This is a genomic window from Pseudoalteromonas sp. MQS005 (genome assembly GCF_001661605.1).
In the GTDB taxonomy this organism is placed as follows: Bacteria; Pseudomonadota; Gammaproteobacteria; order Enterobacterales; family Alteromonadaceae; genus Pseudoalteromonas; species Pseudoalteromonas tetraodonis.
The window spans coordinates 21,109-46,436 of record NZ_LYRQ01000006.1 but is presented as its reverse complement, the minus strand read 5'-3'; the positions used below and the strand labels follow the sequence as shown (position 1 = coordinate 46,436).

Below are 25,328 nucleotides of genomic sequence, written 5' to 3'. Positions count from 1 at the left end.
TCCTACTAGTGAGCGAAAAGTATAAAGATTAAAATCCGTCTAAGCCTCTGCTAGGCACAATGGTTTCCCAGTGTTTACATGAAGGGCAATTCCAATAAATGGTGTAGCTAGTAAAGCCACAATGCTGACATTGAAAGTCAGGTTTAGTGGCAATGTACGAAGTAACAAGTTTATCGATTTGATTAAGCACATCTTTTGTATTTTTATTTTCTGTACTCATTAACTGTAATAAAAAACTAAAGCCACGAATAGTGGGTTGACGTTTTAAATTATCAGTTAAAAATTCAAAGGCTTGTTCAGTGTGTCCTTGCTCAAGCAAGGCTTGGCAATGCTGTATTTTTATCATCACCCCACCCTTTTCTAGTAACTCAGTAATGAGTTCATGGAATTGGTGAGTTAATTTTAATTGCTTATAGCTGTGAGCTAACTTTTCAATAAACAATGGCGCAAAAAAAGTAAATTGGCAGATTAATTCTCGCCAATAGTAAATTGCTTTTACGTAATCTTCTTTGGTGTAAGCTGACAGTCCAAGCTCATATAAAGGCCTAATTGTTTTAAAGTTTAAGCTAATGGCTTTGCGCATAAGTTGTGGGTTATTACTGGCAATGGCATGCTCACAGTAAAAATTAGCGATGGCTTTAAAGTGTTGTTCTTTTGAAAAAAGCTCAGTATGCGCTTCAAACATATTAATGCCTTTTTGCCATTCACGGGTTTGTGAATATAAAGAAATAATAGGATCGAGTGCATCTGCATGGCTATTTTTTACCAGCCATATTAAATGTTCTTCTGCGCTGTCTAATAAGCCAGCCATAATATAATCTTCGGCTAGTTCTAAACGGCTATTAGCGGCTTGTTTTTCGTTAAGACTTGGGTGTTTTAGCAGTAGTTCGTGAATTTTTATTGCGCGGTCAAGCTCACCACGGCGGCGAAACATGGTGGCTAAAGTAGAATAATGTTCAACAGAGTCAGCAGCTACTTCGAGCAAATTAATTAAATGCTCAAGCCCCTGATCTTCTTCTCTGTCCAGTAAAAACTTTAAGCCTTTACTGTATTCAGAAGTAATTTGACGATTAAACTGATGAGCCTGATTTTTTGCACTGTTTTTCCCCATGATCCAACCATAACCGGCAGCAACGGGAAGCAGTAAAAACAACAGCTCAATCATAATTAGGTGTCTTTGTTGGCAATACGCTTTTTATTATCTTTTTCAGGCGTTAATTGCTTTTTTAAACGGTAATTTTGCCACTTTAATTGCGTGAACAATTTAAAACTCACAAAACAACCCACTACAACACCTAGCAAAAAGCAGATACTTATTATAACGGCTAAAGGTAATGTATTACTGGCTATTATGTAGTTAATTTGTGTTAATTGTGGGTTTTGAGAACCCAATACAAATGCACCAATTAAAAAAAGTGCCGCCAGAATAATTTTTAATACCTTGAACAAGTAACTACTCCAATAAGTTTACTAAGCAATGCTCTCGTTTACACGGTCACGTAGTTCTTTGCCTGGTTTAAAATGAGGTACATGCTTACCATCTAACTCTACAGTTTCACCTGTTTTAGGGTTACGGCCTGTACGAGGCGCACGGTAATGCAAAGAGAAACTTCCAAAACCTCGGATCTCAATACGATCTGAAGAAGATAATGAGCCGGCCATTTGTTCAAGAATTTCTTTAACAGCGTTCTCAACATCTTTCACAGGAATATGTGAATGTTGTTCAGCAAGTGTTTCTATCAGTTCTGACTTAGTCATAGCGTTTCCTTAAAAAGAAATAGTGGAAGGGCATAAACTGCCCTTCCAATTAAAAGACTATAATTAATTAGTCTTTTTGTGCATTTGCGAAAGCAGCTGCCATTGCGTTTTCAAACACTGGCTCTTCTTTCTTAAGCTTCTCTAGTACTTCTTTCTCTTCTGCTTCGAAAAGAGCTTTAACAGATAAGCTTAAAGTGCGGTTCTTACGATCAACACCAACGTATTTAACTTCAATCTCGTCGCCTACAGAAACAACAGTAGTTGCATCTTCAACGCGCTCTTGAGCGATATCAGCTACACGGATGTAACCTTCAACGCCTTCGATAAGTTCAACAGTTGCGCCTTTCGCATCAACTTCAGTCACTTTACCTTTAACAATAGCACCTTTTTTGTTTGCATCAAGGTAGTTATTGAATGGGTCAGCTTCGATTTGCTTAACACCTAGAGAGATACGTTCACGCTCTGGGTCAACTTGCAATACGATAGCAGTGATTTCGTCGCCTTTCTTGAATTCACGTACAGCTTCTTCGCCAGGTGTATTCCAAGAAATGTCTGAAAGGTGTACAAGACCATCAATACCACCGTCAAGACCGATAAAGATACCGAAGTCAGTGATTGATTTGATCTTACCAGTAACTTGGTCGCCTTTGTTTTGTAGACGAGCAAATTCCTGCCAAGGATTAGCAATACATTGCTTAAGACCAAGAGAAATACGACGACGTTCTTCGTCGATTTCAAGAACCATAACTTCAACAGTGTCACCTAATGATACAACTTTTGAAGGGTGGATGTTCTTGTTAGTCCAATCCATTTCAGAAACGTGTACTAGACCTTCAACGCCTTCTTCGATTTCTACGAAGCAACCGTAATCAGTAAGGTTAGTTACACGGCCAGAAAGTTTAGAACCTTCTGGGTAACGACCAGCGATAGCTGCCCATGGATCTTCGCCAAGCTGTTTAAGGCCTAGAGATACACGAGTTTTATCTTTGTCGAATTTAAGAACTTTAACTGCGATTTCGTCGCCAACATTAACGATTTCTGAAGGGTGCTTAACACGCTTCCACGCCATATCAGTAATGTGTAGTAGACCATCAACACCACCAAGGTCAACGAATGCACCGTAGTCAGTAAGGTTCTTAACGATACCTTTAACTTCTTGACCTTCAACAAGGTTAGCAAGAAGCTCTTCACGTTCTTGTGAGTTTTCTGATTCGATAACTGCACGACGTGAAACAACAACGTTGTTACGTTTTTGATCAAGCTTGATTACTTTAAATTCAAGCTCTTTGCCTTCAAGGTGAGTTGTGTCACGTACTGGACGAACATCAACAAGTGAACCAGGTAGGAAAGCACGGATTGAATCAACTTCAACAGTGAAACCGCCTTTAACTTTACCGTTGATAACACCAGTAACAGTCTCTTGCTCTTCACATGCTTTCTCAAGACGGATCCACGCTTCGTGACGCTTCGCTTTCTCACGAGAAAGGATAGTTTCACCAAAACCGTCTTCGATTGCATCTAGTGCAACATCTACTTCGTCGCCAACAGCAACTTCTAGTTCACCAGCAGCATTTTTGAACTGCTCTGCAGGGATAGCACTTTCTGATTTAAGACCAGCATCTACAAGTACAATGTTGTTCTCGATTGAGATTACTGTACCTTTAACGATAGAGCCTTGCTCTGCTTCAAAACCCTTTAAGCTTTCTTCAAATAACTGCGCAAAATTTTCTGACATACGAATATACGTCTCATATATTAATACCAATAAGCAACCATGCTGCATGGGGTTGTTAAAATAGCACTGGCATCCTGCTGGTGCATAAAATGTATTTAGCTTCGTTTAGGAAGCTTACCTTCTGAGATGCTCGCATCTAATAAAGTTATAACTTTATCAAAGACTTGCTGTGCGTTGAGTTCGCTAGTATCAAGCTCAATCGCATCCTCTGCAGGTACAAGCGGCGCAACGGCACGATTCATATCGCGATCGTCACGTGCTTGAATGTCCTGTAATAGACCACTTAGTGTAACATCAAGCCCGCGCTCATTCAACTCAACAAAACGTCTGCGAGCACGTTCTTCTGCACTTGCGGTTAGAAATATCTTTAATGGCGCATCTGGAAATACCACAGTGCCCATATCGCGGCCATCGGCAATTAAACCGTTTTCTGTTCTAAACGCACGCTGGCGGCGAAGCAACGCTTCTCGAACACGCGGCAATGCGGCCACTTTCGACGCTGCAGCACCCACTTCTTCATTTCGAATAGTGGTTGTAACATCTTCGCCTTCTAAAATAATCTTTCCTGCATTAGTGTCACTGTCTATCAAAAACTGCACATCAAGATTTGCAGCTAGTGGGACAAGTGCTTCTTCGTTATCTAACGCAATTTGGTGATGAAGTGCTGCAAGTGATAGTACGCGATAAATTGCTCCGCTATCTAACACATCCCAGCCTAATTTTTCAGCCAATAGGCGACAAACAGTTCCTTTACCAGAACCACTTGGGCCATCTACGGTGATTACGGGCATTAATAACGCCAGCATTTAAAACCTCCTTCAATGCACACCAAAATAAACCGCCACATTATACGCCAATTAATAAAGATTATCCGCTTTTAGTATGTAACTTTTTATAAATACTTATAAATAGCCTATTTACTGACAGATGCTAACACTTTGAAAAATGTTGGGAATGTCTTATAAGTACAGGCCGGATCGTTAATCGTTATGGGCTTACCCCCTACTGCCACCATTGCAAAGCACATGGCAATACGGTGATCGTCGTAGGTATCTACAGCCACATTATTAAATTGCTTTGGCGGTGTGATCTCAATAAAGTCGTGCCCTTCAACCACTTCAGCCCCTACTTTTTTAAGCTCGGTGGCCATTGCATGTAAACGGTCAGTTTCTTTTACACGCCAGTTATAAATATTACGAATAGCGGTTGGCCCTTTAGCAAACAAGGCAACAGTCGCCAAGGTCATTGCAGCATCAGGTATCGCATTAGCATCTATATCGATACCGTTAAGCTCGCCTTTACGAACAACTAAACGCTCGTCATACCAATCAATTTTGGCACCAACCTGCTCCATCACTTTAGCAAAGCCAATATCACCTTGAACTGATTTAGCGCCAACGCCTTTAATTTCTATTTCGCCACCGGCAATTGCTGCAGCAGCAATAAAATAAGAAGCCGATGAAGCATCACCTTCAACCATTATGCGCTCAACCGCTTGGTATTGCTGAGCACCTTTAACGAAGAACGTGGTGTAATTATCATGCTCAACAGTTACACCAAAGCGCGCCATCACATCCAGCGTAATATCAATATAAGGCTTAGAGACTAAGGTACCTTTAATTTTAATGTGTGTATCGCCTTTAAATAACGGCGCAGCCATGAGCAGCGCCGTTAAAAATTGACTTGAAATACTGCCGTCAATTTCGACTTCACCGCCGGCTATTTGCCCACCGATAATTTTAAGTGGTGGGTAATCTTTATTTTTTAAATAACTAACATCACCCCCGAGCGCTTGTAAAGCATCAACTAAATGCCCTATAGGGCGCTCTTCCATGCGCGGCTCACCAATTAACTCATACTCACCAGCAATCGCACTCAGTACTGCCGTTAATGGCCGATACGCTGTACCTGCATTACCTAAAAACAACGGCTCAGTTGGCGTATTAAACACGCCACTCACACCCTCTACGGTCGCTACGGTGCGCTCAGTATTAAGCGTTACATTAACGCCCAAGTGCTTTAACGCACCCAACATATGGCGAATATCGTCGCTGTCGAGTAAGTTTTCAACAACCGTGGTGCCGTTAGATAATGCTGCTAATAATAAAATTCGGTTTGATAAACTCTTTGAGCCCGGTAATGTCACACTGCCATTCACTTGTGAAATAGGGGCTAAGGAAAGTTGCTCCATTAACTATTCTCCTTGGCGAAGTTAGCCATAAAGTCAACTAAGGCTTGTACACCTTCCAATGGCATCGCGTTATAAATACTGGCGCGCATCCCGCCAACAATACGATGACCTTCAAGCGCTAACAAGCCCGCTTCTTTTGACTCTTTAACAAACTTATCATTTAAGCTTTCATCAACCAGCCAAAAAGGCACATTCATACGTGAACGGCAATGCTTCGCTACTTTATTGGTATAAAAATCTGAACCATCAATAAAATCATAAAGCAGCTGCGCTTTGGCAATATTATGAGCTTCCATGGCTTTTACACCCCCGGTTTGCTCAAGCCATGCAAATACTTCTGCCGCTAAATACCAAGCAAAAGTCGGTGGGGTGTTAAACATGCTGCCTTGTTTTGCTTCAAGGGCGTAATCTAAAATACCCGGCTTGGCGAGCCCTTCACGCTCAAGTAGCGTTTTGCGAACAATCACAATAGCAATGCCCGACGGACCGATATTTTTTTGTGCACCCGCGTAGATTAAATCAAATTTATTAACGTCAATTTCGCGCGATAAAATAGTCGACGACATATCGGCCACAATCGGCGCCGTTGGATGACTGGGTACATCAAATATTTCAAGGCCGTCTACGGTTTCATTCGGGCAATAGTGAATGTAAGCCGCATCAGCAGGTAAAACCCAATCGGCTACCTGCTTAATAGAAAACAGGCCGTTATCATCATTGCGCACATCAACAGCGTGTGTATTTGTAAACTTATCGGCTTCGCTGGTTGCACTTTTTGACCAAACGCCATTTTCACAATAAACTGCTTTTTTACCGTTAACATGAAGGTTTAAAGGTACGGCACTGAATTGACCTCGACCACCACCGTGCATAAATAGCACTTCAAACTCGTCACTTATATTCATTAAACGACGCAGGCTGGCTTCACATTTAGCGGTTAATGCTAAAAATTCATGACTACGATGACTTATTTCCATCACCGATACACCAAGACCTTGCCAGTTTAAAAACTCTTTTTGCGCTTTTTGCATAACAGCCGGTGGTAACATTGCAGGGCCTGCACAAAAATTATATATACTCATTACCTTTTCCTCATTCCAGTAATTTAACTTGAATTAAACTAATTTAATTTTTTTCAACCACATAAAAAAAGCGGCCAAGGCCGCTTTTTTCAATCTAATTATTCTGAAGGAGGATTGTCATCCGCCACTTCATCAATAACTGTATCTACTGTTTCAACGTCTTCGATATCAACCAAGTCACTTTCAGTCACTTCAATTTCTTCTATACGTTGTAAACCAACTACTTGCTCTTCGTCAATAGTTCTGATCAAAATAACACCTTGAGTGTTACGTCCAACCGTAGAAACTTCATTAACGCGAGTACGCACTAAGGTACCACGATTCGAAATAATCATTATTTCGTCGTTGTCATCAACCTGTACAGCACCAACAACAGCACCGTTACGCTCACTCACTTTGATTGATACAACACCTTGAGTTGCACGACTCTTAGATGGGTAATCTTCAAGTTGGGTACGCTTGCCGTAGCCATTTTCTGTCACTGTTAATATTGCACCATCATTCTTTGGTACAATAAGTGATACAACACGCTGATCGTCTGGCATCTTAATACCACGAACACCCGTTGCAGTACGGCCCATAGGACGTACACCTTTGAAACGGATTTCAGGTTTGCCTTCTTCGTCTAGTACTGGGTTACCATTTTCATCAACGACAGCCGTTTCTTCAGCTTCTTTAAAGCGAACAACTTTACCCGCATCAGTGAACAACATAATTTCGTTGCTGCCATCGGTAATATCAACACCGATTAAGCTATCACCTTCGTTTAAGTTAACCGCAATAATACCGCTTGCACGTTGACGACTGTATGCCGTTAATGGCGTCTTCTTAACCGTACCAAATGCTGTCGCCATAAAGATGTACTTATCATCTTCATAATCGCGTACTGGCAAGATTGCAGTAATACGTTCATCTGCTTCAAGTGGTAATAAGTTAACAATTGGCTTACCGCGCGCTGCACGACTGGCAAGTGGCAACTGGTATACTTTAAGCCAATATAAACGACCCGCTGTAGAGAAACAAAGAATAGTATCGTGCGTATTGGCAACCAATAAACGTTCAATGAAATCTTCATCTTTCATCTTAGTTGCTGATTTACCTTTACCACCACGACGCTGCGCTTCGTAATCAGTTAATGCTTGATACTTAACGTACCCTTCATGTGAAAGCGTAACAACTACGTTTTCTTCGTTGATTAAATCTTCAAGGCTAATATCGTGTGCTGCAGCATTTATTTCAGTGCGGCGCTCATCACCATATTGCTCTTTAATTTCAACGAGCTCATCACGAATAACTTCCATTAAACGCTCTGGATTTGCCAAAATGAATAATAACTCAGCAATCAACTCAAGTAATGATTGATATTCGGTAAGAATTTTTTCGTGTTCAAGACCAGTAAGTTTATGTAAACGTAAGTCTAATATTGCTTGAGCTTGTTGCTCAGAAATATAGTACTGACCATCACGAATACCAAGCTCGCTTGCTAACCAATCTGGGCGTGCCACGTTGTCTTCGCCTGCTTTATCAAGCATGGCTTTAACATTACCTAATTCCCATGGACGCGCTGTTAATGCAACTTTTGCTTCAGCAGGTGTTGGCGACTTACGGATAAGTTCGATAATTGGGTCAATGTTAGCCAGTGCAATCGCTAAACCTTCTAGCGTATGCGCACGGTCGCGGGCTTTGCGTAAATCAAATACCGTACGACGGGTAACAACTTCACGGCGGTGAATAATAAACTCTTCAAGCATTTCTTTTAAGTTGAAACACTTAGGTTGGTTATTAATTAACGCAACCATATTCATACCAAACACAGTTTGCAACTGAGTTTGTGCATAAAGGTTGTTTAAAATAACTTCACCTACGTCACCACGTTTGATCTCGATAACGATACGCATACCGTCTTTATCTGATTCATCACGTAATGCGCTGATCCCTTCAATTTTTTTATCTTTAACTAGCTCGGCGATTTTTTCAATCAAACGTGCTTTGTTAACTTGGTAAGGGATTTCATGAACAATAATGGTTTCGCGACCCGTCTTTTCATCGGTTTCGATGTCAGCACGCGCACGCATGTACACTTTACCACGACCGGTTTGATAAGCTTGTTCAATGCCTTTTTTACCGTTAATAATCGCCGCAGTTGGGAAATCAGGCCCAGGAATGTAATCCATTAACTCCGTAATGGTCAATTCAGGGTTTTGAATAAGCGCTAAACAGCCATTCACGACTTCTGTTAAGTTATGTGGCGGAATATTTGTTGCCATACCAACCGCAATACCCGATGAACCATTAACTAACAGGTTAGGTATTTTAGTGGGTAACACATCAGGAATTTGCTCTGTGCCATCGTAGTTAGGCACAAAATCAACCGTTTCTTTTTCAAGATCGGCTAATAATTCGTGCGACATTTTTGCCATACGTACTTCTGTATAACGCATTGCCGCTGCAGAATCACCATCAACCGAACCAAAGTTACCCTGACCATCTACTAGCATGTAACGCAGTGAGAATGGCTGAGCCATACGTACGATGGTGTCATAAACTGCACTGTCGCCGTGTGGGTGGTATTTACCAATTACGTCACCGACCACACGGGCCGATTTTTTGTAAGGCTTGTTCCAGTCATTACTAAGCTCGTTCATTGCAAACAAAACGCGGCGGTGAACAGGTTTTAAACCGTCACGTACGTCTGGTAATGCACGTCCTACAATTACACTCATGGCGTAATCTAAGTAGGAGTTTTTTAACTCGTCTTCAATATTGACTGGCAGAATTTCATTGGCGAGATCAGTCATTTGATATCACATTCCTTCAGTATCAGCTCTTAACAACCCAGTATTAGGTATTAAGAGTGTTTGTTATTATTTCTAAGTAACCATGCTATCACAATTAATTTTAATTTACAGGCGCAAAACTTTGCGATTTATCAATTTAGGCCTATATAATGGCCTCAGATTGACGAGGAAGTATTTTATGACCGAACATCAAAATGTAGATAACGCAGAAATAGCAAAGTTTGAAGCCATCGCAGAACGTTGGTGGGATTTAGAAGGCGAATTTAAGCCGCTTCACGAAATTAATCCATTACGATTAGATTTCATCGCAGACAAAACCAAAGGATTATTTGATAAAGAAACCCTAGATGTAGGATGTGGTGGTGGCATTTTAAGTCACAGCATGGCGCGAATGGGCGCAAACGTAACAGGCATCGATATGGGCCAAGAGCCTTTAACCGTAGCTAAGTTACACAGCTTAGAAACAAGTGTCCCCGTTGAGTATATAAAAGTACCTGCAGAGCAGTTTGCAGATGAGCACCCTGAGCGCTTTGATGTGATCACTTGTATGGAAATGTTAGAGCACGTCCCCGACCCTGCTTCTATTATTCATGCGGTGGCTAAATTAGCAAAACCTGGGGCTGATGTTTTTTTCTCTACTCTTAATAAAACCCCAAAAGCTTACTTATACGCTATTGTCGGTGCAGAAAAACTGTTAAAAATGGTCCCAGAGGGTACCCATGACCATAAAAAGTTTATTAAACCTGCACAATTAATTGCATGGGCAGAGCAAGCTGGCTTAAAAGTACGTGCCAGTGCTGGTTTAAGTTACAACCCGCTTTCTAAGCAATACACAATGAATGATGATGTAAGCGTAAATTATATGCTGCATTTTGAGAAGTTAGCGTAATGGCAAGCTCTCAAACCCCCATTGTCCCAATGGAATATCAAGCATTGCTGTTTGACTTAGATGGCACTTTACTCGATACCGCTGATGATTTAGGCGCCGCACTAAACACCGTGCTGCAAAATCATCAACAGCCCCAAGTGGGCAGTGATATATATCGCCCCGCGGCTTCAAACGGTGCTGCCGCTTTATTGGCTGCTGGTTTTAAAGAAAGCTGGGCACAACAGCCGCAAGAGCAACTTTTACATGAGCTAGTCACGCAATACGCTGCCAATATTGCCACCCATACTCGATGTTTTGTAGGAATAGAGCAATTACTAATCGCACTTGATAACAAAGCAATACCCTGGGGAATTATGACTAATAAGCCCGGATTTTTAACTGATCCTTTAGTCAAGGCGATTCCTGCATTAAAAAATGCACGTATTGTGATAAGCGGTGATACCTTAGCTGAATCTAAGCCCTCACCCCTTCCTTTACTGTATTGCGCTGAGCAAATGAGTGTTGATCCTTCGCGTTGCTTATATATAGGTGATGCGCAGCGTGACATTCAAGCAGGTAAAGCAGCCAATATGCACACCGCAACCGCACTATGGGGATATGTACCGAGTGTTGACGAGGCATTGGCTTGGAATGCGGATTTTAATTGGCACAGTCCTATAGATGCATTTAACCACATATAGTGCCATGTTAATTAATAAACACTACATATTGTGATTGTGTTAGTTTTTACGCAAAGCTTGATGATAAAAAAAGCAGACAAAATTTATTTTAAAAAAGCGTAAATTTAATCTTTCCTTAGTTGATTTTTACAAATTTCAACTTAACCGATTGATCAAAGGTTAATGCCTACTAACACAATTACGTTATCCCAACGTTATCCACAATGAGAGCGGTTTCTGTCCCTTGCAAAAGATACCAGACCACACTATCTTGTGATCTCTAATTTGAACAACACCAGATATTGTGGCTAAATGTTATTCAATTAAATTCACCAAACCGGTGAAAATAACAATAAACGAATAGGCACTGCGCTTTTTTAGGTGCACGCATTGGTCAAAAATATTTAATTCCCAAGGAATACAGGCAAAGCTATGAACCAACAGTTATCTGTAAGCAAACGTGACGGTCGTAAAGAGCCACTCGATCTTGATAAGATCCATCGCGTTATTGAATGGGCCGCCGAAGGTTTAAATAACGTTTCGGTTTCACAAGTTGAACTTAAATCGCATATTCAATTTTATGACGGTATTCGTACTAAAGACATCCACGAAACGATTATTAAAGCCGCTGCGGATCAGATCTCAAAAGAATCACCTGATTATCAGTATCTTGCTGCTCGTTTAGCTGTATTCCATTTACGTAAAAAAGCCTATGGCCAGTTTGAGCCACCGCGTCTTTTTGACCATGTTACTAACATGGTTGAACAAAAACGTTACGATGCACATTTACTCGTTGATTACACAGAGCAAGAATTAGATGAGCTAGATGCGTACTTAGATCATTCTCGCGATCTTAACTTTAGCTACGCAGCAGTAAAACAGCTTGAAGGTAAATACCTAGTTCAAAACCGTGTAACGGGTGAAATTTACGAAAGCGCGCAGTTTTTATATATTTTAGTGGCTGCAAGCTTATTCTCTGATTACCCTCGTGATACACGTATTGATTACATTAAACGTTTTTATGATGCGGTTTCATTATTTAAAATTTCTTTACCTACGCCAATTATGTCGGGCGTACGTACGCCAACACGCCAGTTTAGCTCATGCGTACTTATTGAGTGTGGCGATAGCCTAGACTCAATTAACGCTACATCATCAGCGATTGTTAAATACGTTTCTCAACGTGCTGGTATTGGTATTAATGCAGGTCGTATTCGTGCACTAGGTAGCCCTATTCGTAACGGTGAAGCGTATCACACTGGCTGTATTCCGTTTTATAAGCACTTTCAAACAGCGGTTAAAAGCTGTTCGCAAGGCGGTGTACGTGGTGGCGCAGCAACCCTTTTCTACCCGCTTTGGCATTTAGAAGTTGAAAACTTATTAGTGCTTAAAAACAACCGTGGCGTTGATGATAACCGCGTACGTCACTTAGATTACGGCGTACAGTTTAATAAACTCATGTACTCACGTTTAATTAAAGACGATTACATTACGTTATTCAGCCCCTCTGATGTGCCTGGCCTTTACGATGCATTTTTTGAAGATCAAGACGAGTTTGACGCGCTATATGTAAAATATGAGCAAGACGAGTCAATTCGTAAAAAACGAATTAAAGCAATTGAGCTGTTCTCTATGTTTGCTCAAGAACGTGCTAGCACGGGTCGTATTTACTTACAAAACGTTGACCACTGTAATACACACAGTCCGTTTATCTCAAAAGTGGCTCCGATCCGTCAATCTAACTTATGTTTAGAAATTGCGTTACCAACTAAGCCTCTTAGCAACGTGAATGATGAAGAAGGTGAAATTGCACTTTGTACATTATCTGCGTTTAACTTAGGCGCGATTGAGTCTTTAGATGAACTAGAAGAGTTAGCTGAGCTTGCAGTACGCGCACTTGATAACCTACTTGATTTCCAAGACTACCCAGTACCTGCAGCTAAAAATGCAACTATGGGACGTCGTACGCTAGGCATAGGCGTTATTAACTACGCATACTACCTAGCTAAAAACGGTAAGCGTTATTCAGATGGCAGCGCAAATGCGCTTACGCACAAAACATTTGAAGCGATTCAGTACTACCTAATGAAAGCGTCTAATGAGCTGGCAAAAGAACGTGGTGCCTGTCCTAAATTTAACGAAACAACGTACTCACAAGGTATTATGCCAACGGATACGTACAAGCGTGATTTAGATAAAATTTGTGATGAACCACTTCATCTTGATTGGGATACGTTACGTGCCAGCATTAAAGAGCACGGTATGCGTAACTCAACACTGAGCGCATTAATGCCATCAGAAACATCATCGCAAATATCTAATGCAACCAATGGCATTGAGCCACCGCGTGGCCATATTAGTGTTAAAGCAAGTAAAGACGGTATTTTAAAACAAGTTGTCCCTGAGTACGAACGCCTCAAAGATAGCTATGAGCTACTGTGGGATATCCCATCTAACGATGGTTACTTACAATTAGTAGGCATAATGCAGAAATTTATCGACCAAACGATTTCAGCAAATACTAATTATGATCCAAATAAATACGAAGGCGGTAGAGTACCTATGAAAGTCTTATTAAAAGACTTACTTGGTGCCTACAAGCTAGGTGTTAAAACGCTGTACTACCATAACACCCGTGATGGCGCATCAGATGCACAAGAAGACGCTCCAGAAGTGGAAGATGACGATTGTGCAGGCGGCGCGTGTAAAATTTAATAGTTAAACTTAAAGCGGGCGCCTTGCCCGCTTTGTCCTGATAGTTTTAGTGATAGTTTTTTGAGTGATAAACATGTCTTATACTACTTTTAGCAGAAATCATAATAACCAAATGCAAGAGCCAATGTTTTTTGGTCAAACCGTTAACGTGTCACGTTACGATCAACAAAAATACCCTATTTTTGAAAAGCTGATTGAAAAACAATTGTCTTTCTTTTGGCGTCCTGAAGAAGTTGACGTAAGTAAAGACCGTTTAGACTTTCAAGCGCTTCCTGATCACGAAAAGCATATCTTTTTAAGTAACTTAAAATACCAAACTTTGCTTGATAGTGTTCAAGGCCGTTCGCCTAACGTTGCACTATTGCCAATTGTGTCAATTCCTGAGCTTGAAACATGGATTGAAACATGGGCGTTTAGTGAAACCATTCACAGCCGCTCATACACACATATTATTCGTAACGTAACCCAAGCGCCTGAACTCATCTTTGACGACATTGTTAGCAATGACAAAATTAGTGAACGTGCCGATGCCGTAACCACTTATTACGACGATTTAATTAACTCAGTGTCGCTTTACAACCTGTACGGTGAAGGCAAACATGACATTAATGGTGAAACCGTGGTGGTTAACCTATTCGAGCTGAAAAAGAAATTGTACCTGGCGATGATGTCAGTGAACATTCTTGAAGCTATTCGCTTTTATGTCAGCTTTGCGTGTTCATTTGCGTTTGCAGAGCGTGAGCTAATGGAAGGCAATGCAAAAATTATTAAGCTTATTGCCCGTGATGAAGCGCTTCACCTTTCAGGCACTCAGCATATTTTAAATATTATGCAGGATGGCAAAGACGACCCTGAAATGGCAATTGTTGCTGCACAGTGCCGTGAAGAAGCAATCAAAATGTTTGTTGACGCTGCAGAGCAAGAAAAAGAATGGGCAGAGTACCTGTTTAAAGATGGTTCAATGATTGGCTTAAATAAACATATTTTATGTCAGTATGTTGAATACATTACCAATGCACGCATGACTGCTATTGGTTTACCAGCACAGTTTGATAATAACAGTAATCCGATTCCATGGATCAACTCATGGCTTGTTTCTGATAACGTGCAAGTTGCTCCACAAGAAGCGGAAATTAGCTCATACCTTGTAGGTCAAATTGATTCACAGGTTGATGCAGCTGAATTTGGTGACTTTGATTTATAATGACTGATAGAACCACTGCAAGTGTTACGCTTGCAGATAACAGCCAGTGTTTAGATTTTACCGCTGGCTGCCCTTCTCTTTTACACTGCTTAGAATCGAATAAAATTGATGCTGCTTACCAGTGCCGTGAGGGATATTGTGGTGCGTGTCGTGCTACGCTTGTCTCTGGTGAAGTCAATTACAATGAAGAACCGTTAGCCTTTGTGCGTGATGGTGAAATACTATTGTGTTGCTGCAAGCCCAATGGTGATATCAGTATTAATTTAAAGTAACTAGCAAACCACACAGTATAATGCCTAACAGCTCGCTTTATTCACTTACCTGTTTCTGCAATTATTACTCAAGTAATCGCGATTATAGCCGTGTTATTTACTCTGAATAAGCAGCAGGTACAAATCGGTAATGACCCGTAATTGTATAAGCAAAAAGCATATCGCTCATTTCAGGTCCGCGACCAATATTGTGCACAATAAGCGGGTGACCACTGTCCTGCGCTATTTGATTAACGACCATACCTATGTGCGGTAAATTGCCTGGCAGCATCCAAGTGACTATGTCACCGGTTTTATAATCTGCTGCATTAAGCGATTTAGTTAACACTTGAGCATGGCGCTCAAAGTAAACCTGTAAGTTAGGTACACGTCGATGATCAATGTTTTTATCTGGCTTGGTTAATCCCCAAATACGCTTAGAAGGATATGCGCGAAAATTGGCCTGCATGTCTTCATGTACTAACTTTTGCAAATCAATACCAAGCTGTCGATAGGATCGAATTATAACATCGGTACATACACCAATATTAGCGGGTACATCGCCACCAGGGTATTCAAGCCTATGATAGGCGCCATCGTAAGTTACTTGTTGCGTTGTTCTGTGTATCAATGCGTTGACAATATCATGATTAAAATCGGCTGCCTTTACATCAAGGGCAGATAAAGCTAGTAAATAGAGCACAAAGCGCGACATATAAATTCCTTTTATAATATTTATTAACTAAAGCTGTTGAGTAATATAGTCAGGAATATTAAATTTATTTCCATTGCTGGTAAAGTGCGCATCAAGTGCATAGGCCATTTTTTCAAGCGGAGCATCATCATAACCACAGGTTTGGATTTCATTGATGTAGCGCATAATAAAAGCGTGAGCACCGAGCTCGCGCCATTGAACGACATGAGCCAGCTCATGAAAATGCACTCTTAAATTACGCGCAACATGAGGTAATATGTAATAAGTGTTTTTATAGGTGATCCCTGCTACATCCATGTCAATAAAATCGCTTAAACCAATTTCACGTAAACCAGTAAAGTCAGGCTTGGGAATGTGTTCAACAACCACATAAAATGCAGTTTTCAAAAAATCATGCGGGTAAAAGCCAGCAAATTCGCTAACAAATGTATCACAACATATTCTTTGATCAACATACTCGCTATTCGTTTTATCAATCCATTGTTCTATTTGCGCTAGCATGTTTTCTCCAAAAAATTTGCTTAGTGACTTAATTTAAGCATAAATATTTAATGACGCAGAATTTGCTTTTATCAAAAAAAAGCGCCAATGGTATTATTACTGACGCTGATTATTAATAATGGCTATAAAATTGCCTAGCCTTCTTCTTCAACCAATGATTCTAATAACTCATGGATCTCTGATTTTAATTCTTTGTCTTCAATTTTATTCGCACTGATTTTAGCATCTTGCAGATTTTTAATTGCCGCCTCTTTATCACCCAGCTCAAGCTGTAAAGTAGCCATAGAAAAGGCAACAGACGACATATGATCTTTGTTATTAATTTCTATCGACTTCTGTAACGCTTTTTCGTAAGTCTCAATAGCTTCTTCTAGCTCTTCGGTGAAATCAGCCAATGTTTCCCACTGAACAGGGTGATCTTTCGCTGTATTTTCGTTTTCAATACAAATAGCTTTTAGCTCAGCATATAAAGATTCAAACTGTTTAGTATCATTTTTATTAGCCGCTGCCATCAGCTTTTCCGCCAAATCGTGAACCGCTTTGTATACTTTAGTATTCATAGTTAATTGCTACCTTATTAACGCGCCTTTTTTGATTTATTAAAGGCATCGTATTCGAAATATATTCCCTAATAGTACATTATTATTAAGCGCTGCGTTGTTACAAAAGTATTATAAGCGATAAAAATAGAGGTTTAATTTAAAAACCTGGATATTACAGTGCTACACTTAACGCTTAATTTAAGTCGCAATAGTAAATACCTACCCTATGCAAAATTGCAATCAATGCGGTAAATGCTGCACTAAATATGGTGCGGCAGATTTAGATACAAATCAGGATGAAATTGAAATGTGGGCGTTATTCAACCCAGAAATATTTCAATATGTTAAAAACGATCAGTTATGGTTTGATCCCAAAACAGGCGAGCAATTAACGCAATGCCCATTTTTAGTACTTAGCAGTAAAAAATATCCACAAGAAAAAGATAAATATACATGCAGTATTTACCATGACCGTCCTCAAGATTGCCGACACTACCCAAGTTTAATTTCAGAAATGATAAACGATGACTGTGAAATGCTTGAACCAATCGATAAACAAAATCCTTTCAAAGCACAAAAAAATTAGACATACTAATGATAGACAGCCGCTCTTAAGCGAATAAATATAACAAATGCACTGATCTGTAATAATAAGCTGGTAATGTAAATTTAACGCGATTATTTTGCCATTCAACGCAAAATTAAAAGTTATAGTATAACATTGTTGATGATGCCATTTTGTAGTGTTATATTATATCACAACATAACAACCACGATTCGAAGTAATTATGACAAAGTTAACACTCATATCCTCAGCGCTACTGTCTGTTTTGTGTTCTCACTCTGCCCTAGCAGCAACGATTAACGGCACAGTAACAGATTCAAAAAAACAACCTATTGCTAATGCAACTATCCATGTTCATGGAAAGTCACAAAGCGTGAAAAGCAATGAACAAGGTCAGTTTAGTATCGACATAGATGCTAAAAGCCAATTACACATTAGTAAAGATAACTACATCGATTCACGTATATCGCTTGAGAATGTAGACGATACTATTACTGTTACATTAAAGCCGTCTTCGGTTGAAACTGTGGTTGTGTATGCCTCGGCACTGCATAAAAATAGCTTAGAAATGATTTCACCTGTAAGCGTACTATCAGGGGATGAACTAAAAAATAAAGCGAAACCGACCCTAGGTGAAACACTTAAAGGAATACCAGGAGTAAACGCTAGCTACTTCGGCCCTGTCTCTTCAAGTCCGATTATTCGTGGCCTAGGTGGTCCTCGTGTTAAAATTACTCAAAACGGTTTAGATAGCAGTGATGCATCACGTATCGGTCCAGATCACGCGACATCAAGTGATAGCTTAGCCGCTGAACAAATTGAAGTACTACGAGGCCCAAGCACCCTACTATATGGCTCTGGTGCTATTGGCGGTGTAGTAAATGTGGTTGATAACCGTATTCCAACCAATAATATTGACGCACTCTCGGGAGCGGCACAATACACACACGATACCGTTTCAAATGCGAACACCTATGCGGCAAAATTAGAAACAGGCAGCAATAACTTTAATTTTCATTTTGATGGCACCAAACGCAGTGGTGATGACTATCAAACGCCTCGCTTTAACCTACCAGATGAACATGAAGAAGGTGAAGTACACATTGAGGGCGATGAAGAAACAGCCACTTCAGTTGAAAATACTTTTATCGACAGTGAAACAGTGAACTTTGGTACCAGCTATGTCGGTGAGCATTTAACCGTTGGCTTTTCATACGGCAATATTGAAACAGACTATGGCATTCCAGGGCATTCACATGATCACGGTCATGCCCATGAAGAAGAAGGCGATCATGAAGATCATGCGGATGAAGAACACGCAGAAACTCCCGTTTATGCTCATTTAGAGCAAGATCGTTGGCAAGGACTGGTAAGTTATGCATTTCATGATAACTGGATTGAATCGATTAATCTTCGTCTTGGCTACACCGACTACACTCACAGTGAAATTGAAGATGGCGCGATTGGCACCACGTTTAGTAACGCAACCACTGAAGCACGTTTAAATGTAGAGCATCAGTTAGGCCAATGGCATGGCATGATTGGCTATCACTATAGTGAATCTGATTACGATGCAATTGGCGAAGAAGCGTTTACGCCTGCAAGTGTCACTACCACTCATGCGTTATATTTACTTGAAGAACGCACATTTGGCGATGTCACCGTAGAGCTTGGCGCCCGCCTAGAAGATTATGATATCAAAAGTGATGTAGATACACATCAGCACAGCCATGATGAACAACCTGTATCGGCAGATGAGACTATTAACTACACCCAAAGCTTTACTAATGTAAGTGCCTCAGCCGGTGCGATTTGGGAGTATATGCCAAGTCACAACCTAGCCGTTAGCTTATCACATTCAGAGCGTGCGCCACTTTCAGCTGAATTACTCTCTAATGGTTTGCATGTTGCCACAGGTACTTATGAGCTTGGCTTGGGCTATCATATTGAAGGGGCAGAAGCGCATTTTGAACCTGAAGAAATTAAACAAGAGACCTCTACCAATCTTGATATTAGTTTACGTCGTTTTAGCGGTGACTTTGGCTACACCGTCAACTTTTTCTATAACGATATTAAAAACTTTTATTATCAACAAAACACCGGATTAGTGTTTGATGAGATGGATGGCTTTGAGTCTGCTGCCAATGGACACAGCGATGCAATTGATGTTTATCAATTTACCAGTAAAGATGCGCAGCTTTATGGTTTTGAATTTGATGCACATTATCAAATAAACCCCAGCGCCATGGTAAAAGTATTTGGTGACTCTACTCGCGCCAAACTAAAAGATAATGAAGGTAATTTACCACATATCCCTGCCAATAAATTGGGCTCAGAACTACAATATACCCTAGGTAATGCGCAATTTACCTTAACAGGAACCCATTACTTTGAGCAAAATGATATTAGTGCTTACGAAACGGCAACGGATGGCTATACATTAATTGATTTACAAGCCAATTATCAACTTGATTTAGGCGCAGTTGACACGCAGCTATACCTAAGTGTTGATAACATTACTGATGAACTTGGTTTTGTACATAGTTCATTTATTAAAGATACGGCACCTCTTCCTGGACGTAACTTCCAATTTGGCGTTAGAGGCTACTTTTAAAACGCGCTCATTTTTAATCAGACAATAAAAAACCGCATTCGTAATAATGAATGCGGTTTTTTTACAACTAAATTCTAATTAAAGAATTGCGTGTAACTCAACGTCAAATACTAGAGTTGAGTAAGGTGCGATTGCAGCACCGGCACCACGTTCACCATAAGCAAGCTCATGAGGAACGTATAAACGCCATTTAGTACCTACTGGCATCATTTGTAATGCTTCAGTCCAACCTTTGATCACGCCACCTACTGGGAATTCAGCAGGTTGACCGCGCTCGTATGAGCTATCAAAAACAGTACCGTTTACTAAAGTACCGTGGTAATCAACACGTACTGTAGACTCTGCAGTTGGCTTTTCGCCTTCACCTGTTGCAAGTACTTCGTACTGAAGACCTGACTCAGTAACTGTAATTTCAGGACGTTTTGCGTTTTCTTCTAAAAATGCAATACCTTCAGCAGCCAATACTTTAGCTTCTTCTTCACGACGAGCTTGGATCTCTTCATTGATTTTCTCAAATGCAGCTTGGATCTCAGGGATCTCTACTTGAAAAGCACTGCCTGCATACGCATCTTTCATGCCTTCAAATACTGAATTTAAGTTTAAACCTTCAAAAGGGTTAGCCTTAAGTTGCTCACCCATTTGTAAGCCAATACCGTAACTTGCTTTTTCAGCATCTGTAGTAAAATTATCTGACATAATGTGTTATTCACGTTTTGTTAGTTAAAAGACCCGTATATGCTATCACAAAATAAAAGCCGTTTGGGGCTAGTTTTTATTGAGTTTTTCTTTAATTAAACCAATAGCAAAGGTACACACAGGTAAACTGAGCAAAATTCCAACAAGTAAGCTCATCGGCAACAATCCGACCACGCCGATCAACAAAAGAGGCACAGCCACCAAACCGATAATGCCAATGTAAAACGCGCCCCACACTGGCCAAAAATGATCGTATTTTGTGATTAAATGCCCGGATAAAAGATTAAACCCGATGCCATATAAGAAAGTCATCATCAGCGCATTATCTGGGTATGCATCAATGGCCATTTTTTGTAATAACGATATGGCACTTTGGTAACAATAACCAAACACAGTCCATAGCAGGATGTGCTTGAGTAAACGTTTAGAAAAGGATAACTCCGGGGACTGTGACATAATAAAGCTCCAGATAGCAAAAAACCGCCAATAAGGCGGTTTTTTAAATAATGGTGGAGAGATAGGGATTTGAACCCTAGAGGGGCTATAAACCCCTGCCGGTTTTCAAGACCGGTGCATTCGACCACTCTGCCATCTCTCCGTACGGCGCGCATAATAAGATCATACGCTTAGCTTGTAAAGCCCTATTTTACTAAAACTGATTAAATAGTTAAATATTAACCAAGATAGTCATAAACCCTAGTAATATTGTTTAGGTCTGCGGGCAATCCAAGAACATACTAAACACACCAATAAGCTGGCAGTTAAAAATGCAATACTTTGAAATATTAAATCGAAGCGGTTTAAATCATCACTTGGGATCACAACTAACACAAACGAAGGCAGTACGGTGAATAATAGAACATAGCAGCATATTTTAAAGGCTCTGCCAAAATCAAATCGTCGAGACTGTTGCATCCACCATGTTAGCAGTACTAGGACACCCATCGCAGTTGCAGCAATAAAGTGAGCTGCTTGTGTATTCATTGCAACATAAAATGTCGCAAGCGCGCCAACAACACCCCAGATTGACCAGGCAAACCAGTTTTCTTTTTCACGTAAAAATAAATTTCCCATCATTTTCGTCTTCTTTATCGTTATTATTGGTAAGACTTTCCATACATTACCAAAAAACAACCGATTAAAAAACAAACTGAAGAAGATTTATTGCGTATGGTGCTTCCGTGCGCTTCTCGCAGCTACAATATTAACCGAGGTAGTGTAACACGATTAACTTAATGAATTATGACTATATTGAATATAAAAAGTTCATCCTATTGCTACAAAAAACTAAAATAGTTTTCTGGTTTATGGCGCGGTGACTTTTTACACTCAACTGCTGGCGTCCCTAAATACAAATAACCCACTATTTCATCATCATTGTTTAAGTTAAGCGCGTGTTTAACACTGGGGCTTTGTGCAAAGTAACCTGTGCGCCAAATACCGCCAAGCCCTTGTGCAAATGCGGCTTGTTGCATAGCCAGCACGCCACAGCCTGCACTTTGAACTTGTTCTATTCTTGGTACTTTTGGATGTTGTTGATATTTTGCAATGGCAATAATGATCATGGGTGCTCTAAGGGGTAACTCTTTAGCACGATTAATTACTTTTTCAGCTTGCTGCTCGGCCAAAGCGCTTTGATAATAAATTTCACCCAACTTATGACGTGCATCCCCTTGAACAATGATATATTGCCAAGGCGCAATACAGCCATGATCGGGAACTCTGAGCCCAGCCTGCTGAATAATGTTTAGTTGTTCTTCATTAGGGCCTGGCTCTGTCAGTTTTGCATCTGACTGGCGGGTTAATAAAAGCTCAATAGCATCCATTATAATTACTCAAAAGACAAAACAATAGCATACCATTGAAACCCTTAGGTTAAAATATAATGGGCACCCCGCTGTTATTATTTGCTTATCAAGAAAGTACCTAGGTTAAAAAAGCACACAAATAATATCGCAACCCAAATAGCCGTGTATTTGTGCCATTACAAAGTGGCGCTCGCCTTTTGCGTGTAAATAATTAGGTCGAACTAATGAGGGGCTTTATAGGTTTAATTTTGCCAGTTAAGCGTTGTAGCCGAGGCACCATTGAAAGTCGCAATAGCGTATTTATTAGCTATACAAGGAATGGGGTAAGGTAAAAAACAACAATATAAGGGTCTGATTAAAAGTTAACTATCTTTAAAAAATAATCAGACCCGTGTACTTACTTAAATTGCATATTAAATACTGCGTGCAACTTGTAAAGCTTCAAATATAGCGCGCTTGGCATCAATAGCCGCTGCTAGTTTAGCGCCACCAATAACATGAACCTTGGCATTCTCTGCTTGCGTCTTAAATAGTTCGTCATTAGACACTTGGCCAATACAAGCAATCACAGTATCAACTGGCAATACTTGCGTTTCGCCAGCAACACTGATCGTTAGGCCGTTTTTATCAAAACGATGGTATTGGCAATTGGCAATTTGCTTAACGCCATGTTGTTTAGCAACTTGACGATGTATCCAACCGGTTGTTTTACCTAAATCACCACCAAAGCGCCCTTCACTGCGTTTAAGCATATAAAGTTGACGCTCATCTTTATGAGGCTGAGCATCGCACTCTATTCCCCACTGGGTTTTAAAGTCGCTGATACTTTGTGATTTATGTTCACTTAAAAATGCCACCATATCAAAACCGATACCGCCTGCGCCTAAAATCGCAATCGAGTTACCAAGTTCAACCTCACCGCGAATGACTTCATCGTAGGCAAAAACACGTTTGTCATCACTACATTCTATAGAGGCTTCACGTGGCCTTACACCCGTGGCAAAAACCACATCGTCAAACTGGCTCAGCATACTATCATCAAATGCTTTGCCTAATTCAATGGTGACGTTTAAACGCTTAAGTTCATTGGTAAAGTAAGCCAGTGTATGGTTAAAGTCTTCTTTACCTGGTATTTGCATGGCTAAATTAAACTGCCCACCCATATGCTGCTTTTGGTCAATAAGCGTTACATTGTGACCTTTTTGCGCTAAGTAGCAACTTGAAGAAAGCCCAGCAGGACCCGCTCCAACCACTAATACATTTTTAGCTGTTGCGGCTTTTTCTAGAGGGTAATCAAGTTCAAAACCCGCTTGTGGGTTAACTAAGCACGTGGCACGTTTACCTTTAAATACATGGTCTAAACAGCCCTGGTTACATCCAATACAAATATTAATATGGTCAGAGCGCTTGGCTTGATATTTATTAAAAAACTCAGGATCGGCAAGTAAAGGGCGCGCCATAGAGATTAAATCAGCTTCACCCGCCGTTAAAATATCGTTGGCAATCTCTGGTGTATTAATGCGGTTTACGGCAATAACAGGCACGCTAATAACATCTTTCAACCGCTTTGACGCTTCTTTAAATGCGCCTGGGGGTACCATGCTTGCAATTGTCGGTACCCGTGCTTCATGCCAACCAATGCCAGTATTAAAAATATCAACACCTGCTTTTTCAAGTGCAATAGCTTGTTGTGTTACTTCCTCAGGAGTTGAGCCATTCGGAATTAAATCGATAACAGAAAGTCTAAAAATAATTAGAAATTTATCTGAAACTTTAGCTCTTACTGCTTTTACAATCTCAACAGCTAAACGCATTCTGTTTTCAAGACTGCCACCAAACTCATCGTCTCGTTTGTTTGTATGCGGTGCCATAAACTCATTGATTAAGTAACCTTCAGAGCCCATCACCTCAACGCCATCGTAACCTGCTTTTTCTGCTAAATATGCAGAGTGAGCAAAATCTTTAATGGTTTTTTTAATTGAACTTAAAGACATAGCCTTAGGTTTATAAGGGTTGATCGGTGCTTTTATCGCACTTGGGGCTTGATTGAATGGATGATAAGCATAGCGCCCAGCATGCAATAACTGCAGGCAAATTTTACCACCATGTTGATGAACAGCTTGTGTATAAGCGCGGTGTTTAAAAACATCATAATAACTATTAAATGATGATGAAATAGGCGTTAACTTGCCGCGAAGATTAGGGCTATATCCCCCCGTAATGAGCATTGCTGTGCCACCTTTAGCACGTGCTTCATAAAAAGCACGTAGGCGTTTACGATTATGCCATCCCTCTTCGAGGCCGGTATGCATTGATCCCATTACTAAACGGTTACGTAATTGTGTGTGTTTTAGTTCTAATTTTTGTTCTAACATCCTGTGCCCCAATAACTGGTCTAACCTGTGTGCATTTAGTCAATTCTGCTTTAATGACCAACAATAAGCAATATATGAGCAGATTAAACTTAATAATTTTTTAACTCAAAATCTGTTAACTGCGTTTATCTTGACCAATAGCGTGTGATAAAAGTAGTGACTACAGCCATAATTTCAGTAATTATTTATTAAATAAACACGTGTTTAATCTCAAGTGTAATTGAATTTAT

22 protein-coding genes, 1 tRNA gene and 1 pseudogene are annotated in these 25,328 nt (G+C 40.3%); 7 read left to right on the top strand and 17 right to left on the bottom strand.

From position 1 onward, the window contains the following. Window positions 1-28: 28 nt before the first annotated feature. From lapB to gyrA, 8 genes are all read right to left on the bottom strand, one after another. Entirely contained in the window at window positions 29-1,165 is a 1,137-nt protein-coding gene (gene lapB, locus A9479_RS04030) for a lipopolysaccharide assembly protein LapB (protein WP_028835278.1), read from the bottom strand. Between the two features lie 2 nt (window positions 1,166-1,167). Further along, complete coding sequence (locus tag A9479_RS04025) at window positions 1,168-1,449, bottom strand: lipopolysaccharide assembly protein LapA domain-containing protein (RefSeq protein WP_008114742.1); 282 nt, start codon at window positions 1,447-1,449, stop codon at window positions 1,168-1,170. A gap of 21 nt (window positions 1,450-1,470) precedes the next feature. After that, window positions 1,471-1,758: an integration host factor subunit beta gene (gene ihfB / locus A9479_RS04020; RefSeq protein ID WP_008114744.1), complete on the bottom strand. Its 288-nt coding sequence runs from the start codon at window positions 1,756-1,758 to the stop codon at window positions 1,471-1,473. A gap of 67 nt (window positions 1,759-1,825) precedes the next feature. Further along, window positions 1,826-3,493 (bottom strand): 30S ribosomal protein S1, encoded by a 1,668-nt coding sequence (gene rpsA / locus A9479_RS04015; RefSeq protein ID WP_002961176.1) that lies wholly within the window; start codon window positions 3,491-3,493, stop codon window positions 1,826-1,828. Between the two features lie 95 nt (window positions 3,494-3,588). After that, on the bottom strand, window positions 3,589-4,299 hold the full coding sequence (gene cmk / locus A9479_RS04010; RefSeq protein ID WP_064662746.1) for a (d)CMP kinase: 711 nt from the start codon (window positions 4,297-4,299) through the stop codon (window positions 3,589-3,591). Window positions 4,300-4,406: 107 nt separating this feature from the next. Continuing rightward, window positions 4,407-5,684 carry a 3-phosphoshikimate 1-carboxyvinyltransferase gene (gene aroA / locus A9479_RS04005; RefSeq protein ID WP_064662745.1) on the bottom strand — a complete coding sequence of 426 codons (1,278 nt, stop codon included), beginning with the start codon at window positions 5,682-5,684 and terminating at the stop codon, window positions 4,407-4,409. Further along, on the bottom strand, window positions 5,684-6,766 hold the full coding sequence (serC, locus tag A9479_RS04000) for a 3-phosphoserine/phosphohydroxythreonine transaminase (RefSeq protein ID WP_036956455.1): 1,083 nt from the start codon (window positions 6,764-6,766) through the stop codon (window positions 5,684-5,686). Before serC ends, aroA begins: the two co-directional genes overlap by 1 nt. A 98-nt stretch (window positions 6,767-6,864) precedes the next feature. After that, on the bottom strand, window positions 6,865-9,564 hold the full coding sequence (gene gyrA / locus A9479_RS03995) for a DNA topoisomerase (ATP-hydrolyzing) subunit A (RefSeq protein ID WP_064662744.1): 2,700 nt from the start codon (window positions 9,562-9,564) through the stop codon (window positions 6,865-6,867). Window positions 9,565-9,742: 178 nt separating this feature from the next. On the opposite strand from gyrA, the gene ubiG reads away from it, so the two are divergent. The 5 genes from ubiG to yfaE all read left to right on the top strand — a co-directional run bounded on the left by ubiG (window position 9,743) and on the right by yfaE (window position 15,303). Beyond that, window positions 9,743-10,453, top strand: a complete 711-nt coding sequence (gene ubiG, locus A9479_RS03990) for a bifunctional 2-polyprenyl-6-hydroxyphenol methylase/3-demethylubiquinol 3-O-methyltransferase UbiG (protein ID WP_028835280.1) — start codon at window positions 9,743-9,745, stop codon at window positions 10,451-10,453. Beyond that, on the top strand, window positions 10,453-11,133 hold the full coding sequence (locus tag A9479_RS03985) for an HAD family hydrolase (protein ID WP_058154559.1): 681 nt from the start codon (window positions 10,453-10,455) through the stop codon (window positions 11,131-11,133). The genes ubiG and A9479_RS03985 overlap by 1 nt, the downstream gene beginning before the upstream one ends. 411 nt (window positions 11,134-11,544) lie before the next feature. After that, a complete protein-coding gene (gene nrdA, locus A9479_RS03980; RefSeq protein ID WP_064662743.1) occupies window positions 11,545-13,827 on the top strand; it encodes a class 1a ribonucleoside-diphosphate reductase subunit alpha in 2,283 nt (760 codons plus the stop codon). A gap of 73 nt (window positions 13,828-13,900) precedes the next feature. Then, window positions 13,901-15,031, top strand: a complete 1,131-nt coding sequence (gene nrdB, locus A9479_RS03975) for a class Ia ribonucleoside-diphosphate reductase subunit beta (protein ID WP_013464873.1) — start codon at window positions 13,901-13,903, stop codon at window positions 15,029-15,031. After that, entirely contained in the window at window positions 15,031-15,303 is a 273-nt protein-coding gene (gene yfaE, locus A9479_RS03970) for a class I ribonucleotide reductase maintenance protein YfaE (protein WP_013464872.1), read from the top strand. The genes nrdB and yfaE overlap by 1 nt, the downstream gene beginning before the upstream one ends. Window positions 15,304-15,400: 97 nt before the next feature. Here yfaE and A9479_RS03965 read toward each other — a convergent pair whose 3' ends face one another. From A9479_RS03965 to A9479_RS03955, 3 genes are all read right to left on the bottom strand, one after another. Beyond that, window positions 15,401-15,997, bottom strand: a complete 597-nt coding sequence (locus A9479_RS03965; protein WP_013464871.1) for a DUF1287 domain-containing protein — start codon at window positions 15,995-15,997, stop codon at window positions 15,401-15,403. A 27-nt stretch (window positions 15,998-16,024) separates the two neighbouring features. Further along, complete coding sequence (locus A9479_RS03960; RefSeq protein WP_013464870.1) at window positions 16,025-16,498, bottom strand: hypothetical protein; 474 nt, start codon at window positions 16,496-16,498, stop codon at window positions 16,025-16,027. A gap of 134 nt (window positions 16,499-16,632) precedes the next feature. Next, the gene (locus tag A9479_RS03955; protein ID WP_008112472.1) at window positions 16,633-17,058 is read right to left on the bottom strand and encodes a tetratricopeptide repeat protein; all 426 of its coding nucleotides are present in this window, start codon (window positions 17,056-17,058) and stop codon (window positions 16,633-16,635) included. 208 nt (window positions 17,059-17,266) lie between these two features. On the opposite strand from A9479_RS03955, the pseudogene A9479_RS03950 reads away from it, so the two are divergent. After that, window positions 17,267-17,655, top strand: a pseudogene (locus A9479_RS03950) (YkgJ family cysteine cluster protein). 173 nt (window positions 17,656-17,828) lie between these two features. After that, a complete protein-coding gene (locus A9479_RS03945; protein WP_064662742.1) occupies window positions 17,829-20,219 on the top strand; it encodes a TonB-dependent receptor in 2,391 nt (796 codons plus the stop codon). A gap of 78 nt (window positions 20,220-20,297) precedes the next feature. Here A9479_RS03945 and A9479_RS03940 read toward each other — a convergent pair whose 3' ends face one another. The 6 genes from A9479_RS03940 to A9479_RS03915 form a co-directional block, all read right to left on the bottom strand. After that, on the bottom strand, window positions 20,298-20,915 hold the full coding sequence (locus A9479_RS03940; RefSeq protein WP_008112467.1) for an FKBP-type peptidyl-prolyl cis-trans isomerase: 618 nt from the start codon (window positions 20,913-20,915) through the stop codon (window positions 20,298-20,300). 69 nt (window positions 20,916-20,984) lie between these two features. After that, window positions 20,985-21,308: a hypothetical protein gene (locus A9479_RS03935; RefSeq protein WP_013464868.1), complete on the bottom strand. Its 324-nt coding sequence runs from the start codon at window positions 21,306-21,308 to the stop codon at window positions 20,985-20,987. Between the two features lie 114 nt (window positions 21,309-21,422). Continuing rightward, window positions 21,423-21,513: transfer RNA gene (locus A9479_RS03930), tRNA-Ser, on the bottom strand. A gap of 98 nt (window positions 21,514-21,611) precedes the next feature. Further along, window positions 21,612-21,989: a hypothetical protein gene (locus A9479_RS03925; protein WP_024601029.1), complete on the bottom strand. Its 378-nt coding sequence runs from the start codon at window positions 21,987-21,989 to the stop codon at window positions 21,612-21,614. Window positions 21,990-22,192: 203 nt separating this feature from the next. Then, a complete protein-coding gene (locus A9479_RS03920; RefSeq protein WP_013464866.1) occupies window positions 22,193-22,741 on the bottom strand; it encodes an NAD(P)H nitroreductase in 549 nt (182 codons plus the stop codon). A 395-nt stretch (window positions 22,742-23,136) separates the two neighbouring features. Continuing rightward, a complete protein-coding gene (locus tag A9479_RS03915; protein ID WP_064662741.1) occupies window positions 23,137-25,098 on the bottom strand; it encodes an FAD-dependent oxidoreductase in 1,962 nt (653 codons plus the stop codon). Window positions 25,099-25,328: the final 230 nt, after the last annotated feature.

Coding starts and splice junctions, on each gene's coding strand:
- lapB (WP_028835278.1), bottom strand. CDS start 1,165: ATGATTGAGCTGTTGTTTTTACTGCTTCCCGTTGCTGCCGGTTATGGT.
- ihfB (WP_008114744.1), bottom strand. CDS start 1,758: ATGACTAAGTCAGAACTGATAGAAACACTTGCTGAACAACATTCACAT.
- rpsA (WP_002961176.1), bottom strand. CDS start 3,493: ATGTCAGAAAATTTTGCGCAGTTATTTGAAGAAAGCTTAAAGGGTTTT.
- cmk (WP_064662746.1), bottom strand. CDS start 4,299: ATGCTGGCGTTATTAATGCCCGTAATCACCGTAGATGGCCCAAGTGGT.
- aroA (WP_064662745.1), bottom strand. CDS start 5,684: ATGGAGCAACTTTCCTTAGCCCCTATTTCACAAGTGAATGGCAGTGTG.
- serC (WP_036956455.1), bottom strand. CDS start 6,766: ATGAGTATATATAATTTTTGTGCAGGCCCTGCAATGTTACCACCGGCT.
- gyrA (WP_064662744.1), bottom strand. CDS start 9,564: ATGACTGATCTCGCCAATGAAATTCTGCCAGTCAATATTGAAGACGAG.
- ubiG (WP_028835280.1), top strand. CDS start 9,743: ATGACCGAACATCAAAATGTAGATAACGCAGAAATAGCAAAGTTTGAA.
- A9479_RS03985 (WP_058154559.1), top strand. CDS start 10,453: ATGGCAAGCTCTCAAACCCCCATTGTCCCAATGGAATATCAAGCATTG.
- nrdA (WP_064662743.1), top strand. CDS start 11,545: ATGAACCAACAGTTATCTGTAAGCAAACGTGACGGTCGTAAAGAGCCA.
- nrdB (WP_013464873.1), top strand. CDS start 13,901: ATGTCTTATACTACTTTTAGCAGAAATCATAATAACCAAATGCAAGAG.
- yfaE (WP_013464872.1), top strand. CDS start 15,031: ATGACTGATAGAACCACTGCAAGTGTTACGCTTGCAGATAACAGCCAG.
- A9479_RS03965 (WP_013464871.1), bottom strand. CDS start 15,997: ATGTCGCGCTTTGTGCTCTATTTACTAGCTTTATCTGCCCTTGATGTA.
- A9479_RS03960 (WP_013464870.1), bottom strand. CDS start 16,498: ATGCTAGCGCAAATAGAACAATGGATTGATAAAACGAATAGCGAGTAT.
- A9479_RS03955 (WP_008112472.1), bottom strand. CDS start 17,058: ATGAATACTAAAGTATACAAAGCGGTTCACGATTTGGCGGAAAAGCTG.
- A9479_RS03945 (WP_064662742.1), top strand. CDS start 17,829: ATGACAAAGTTAACACTCATATCCTCAGCGCTACTGTCTGTTTTGTGT.
- A9479_RS03940 (WP_008112467.1), bottom strand. CDS start 20,915: ATGTCAGATAATTTTACTACAGATGCTGAAAAAGCAAGTTACGGTATT.
- A9479_RS03925 (WP_024601029.1), bottom strand. CDS start 21,989: ATGGGAAATTTATTTTTACGTGAAAAAGAAAACTGGTTTGCCTGGTCA.
- A9479_RS03920 (WP_013464866.1), bottom strand. CDS start 22,741: ATGGATGCTATTGAGCTTTTATTAACCCGCCAGTCAGATGCAAAACTG.
- A9479_RS03915 (WP_064662741.1), bottom strand. CDS start 25,098: ATGTTAGAACAAAAATTAGAACTAAAACACACACAATTACGTAACCGT.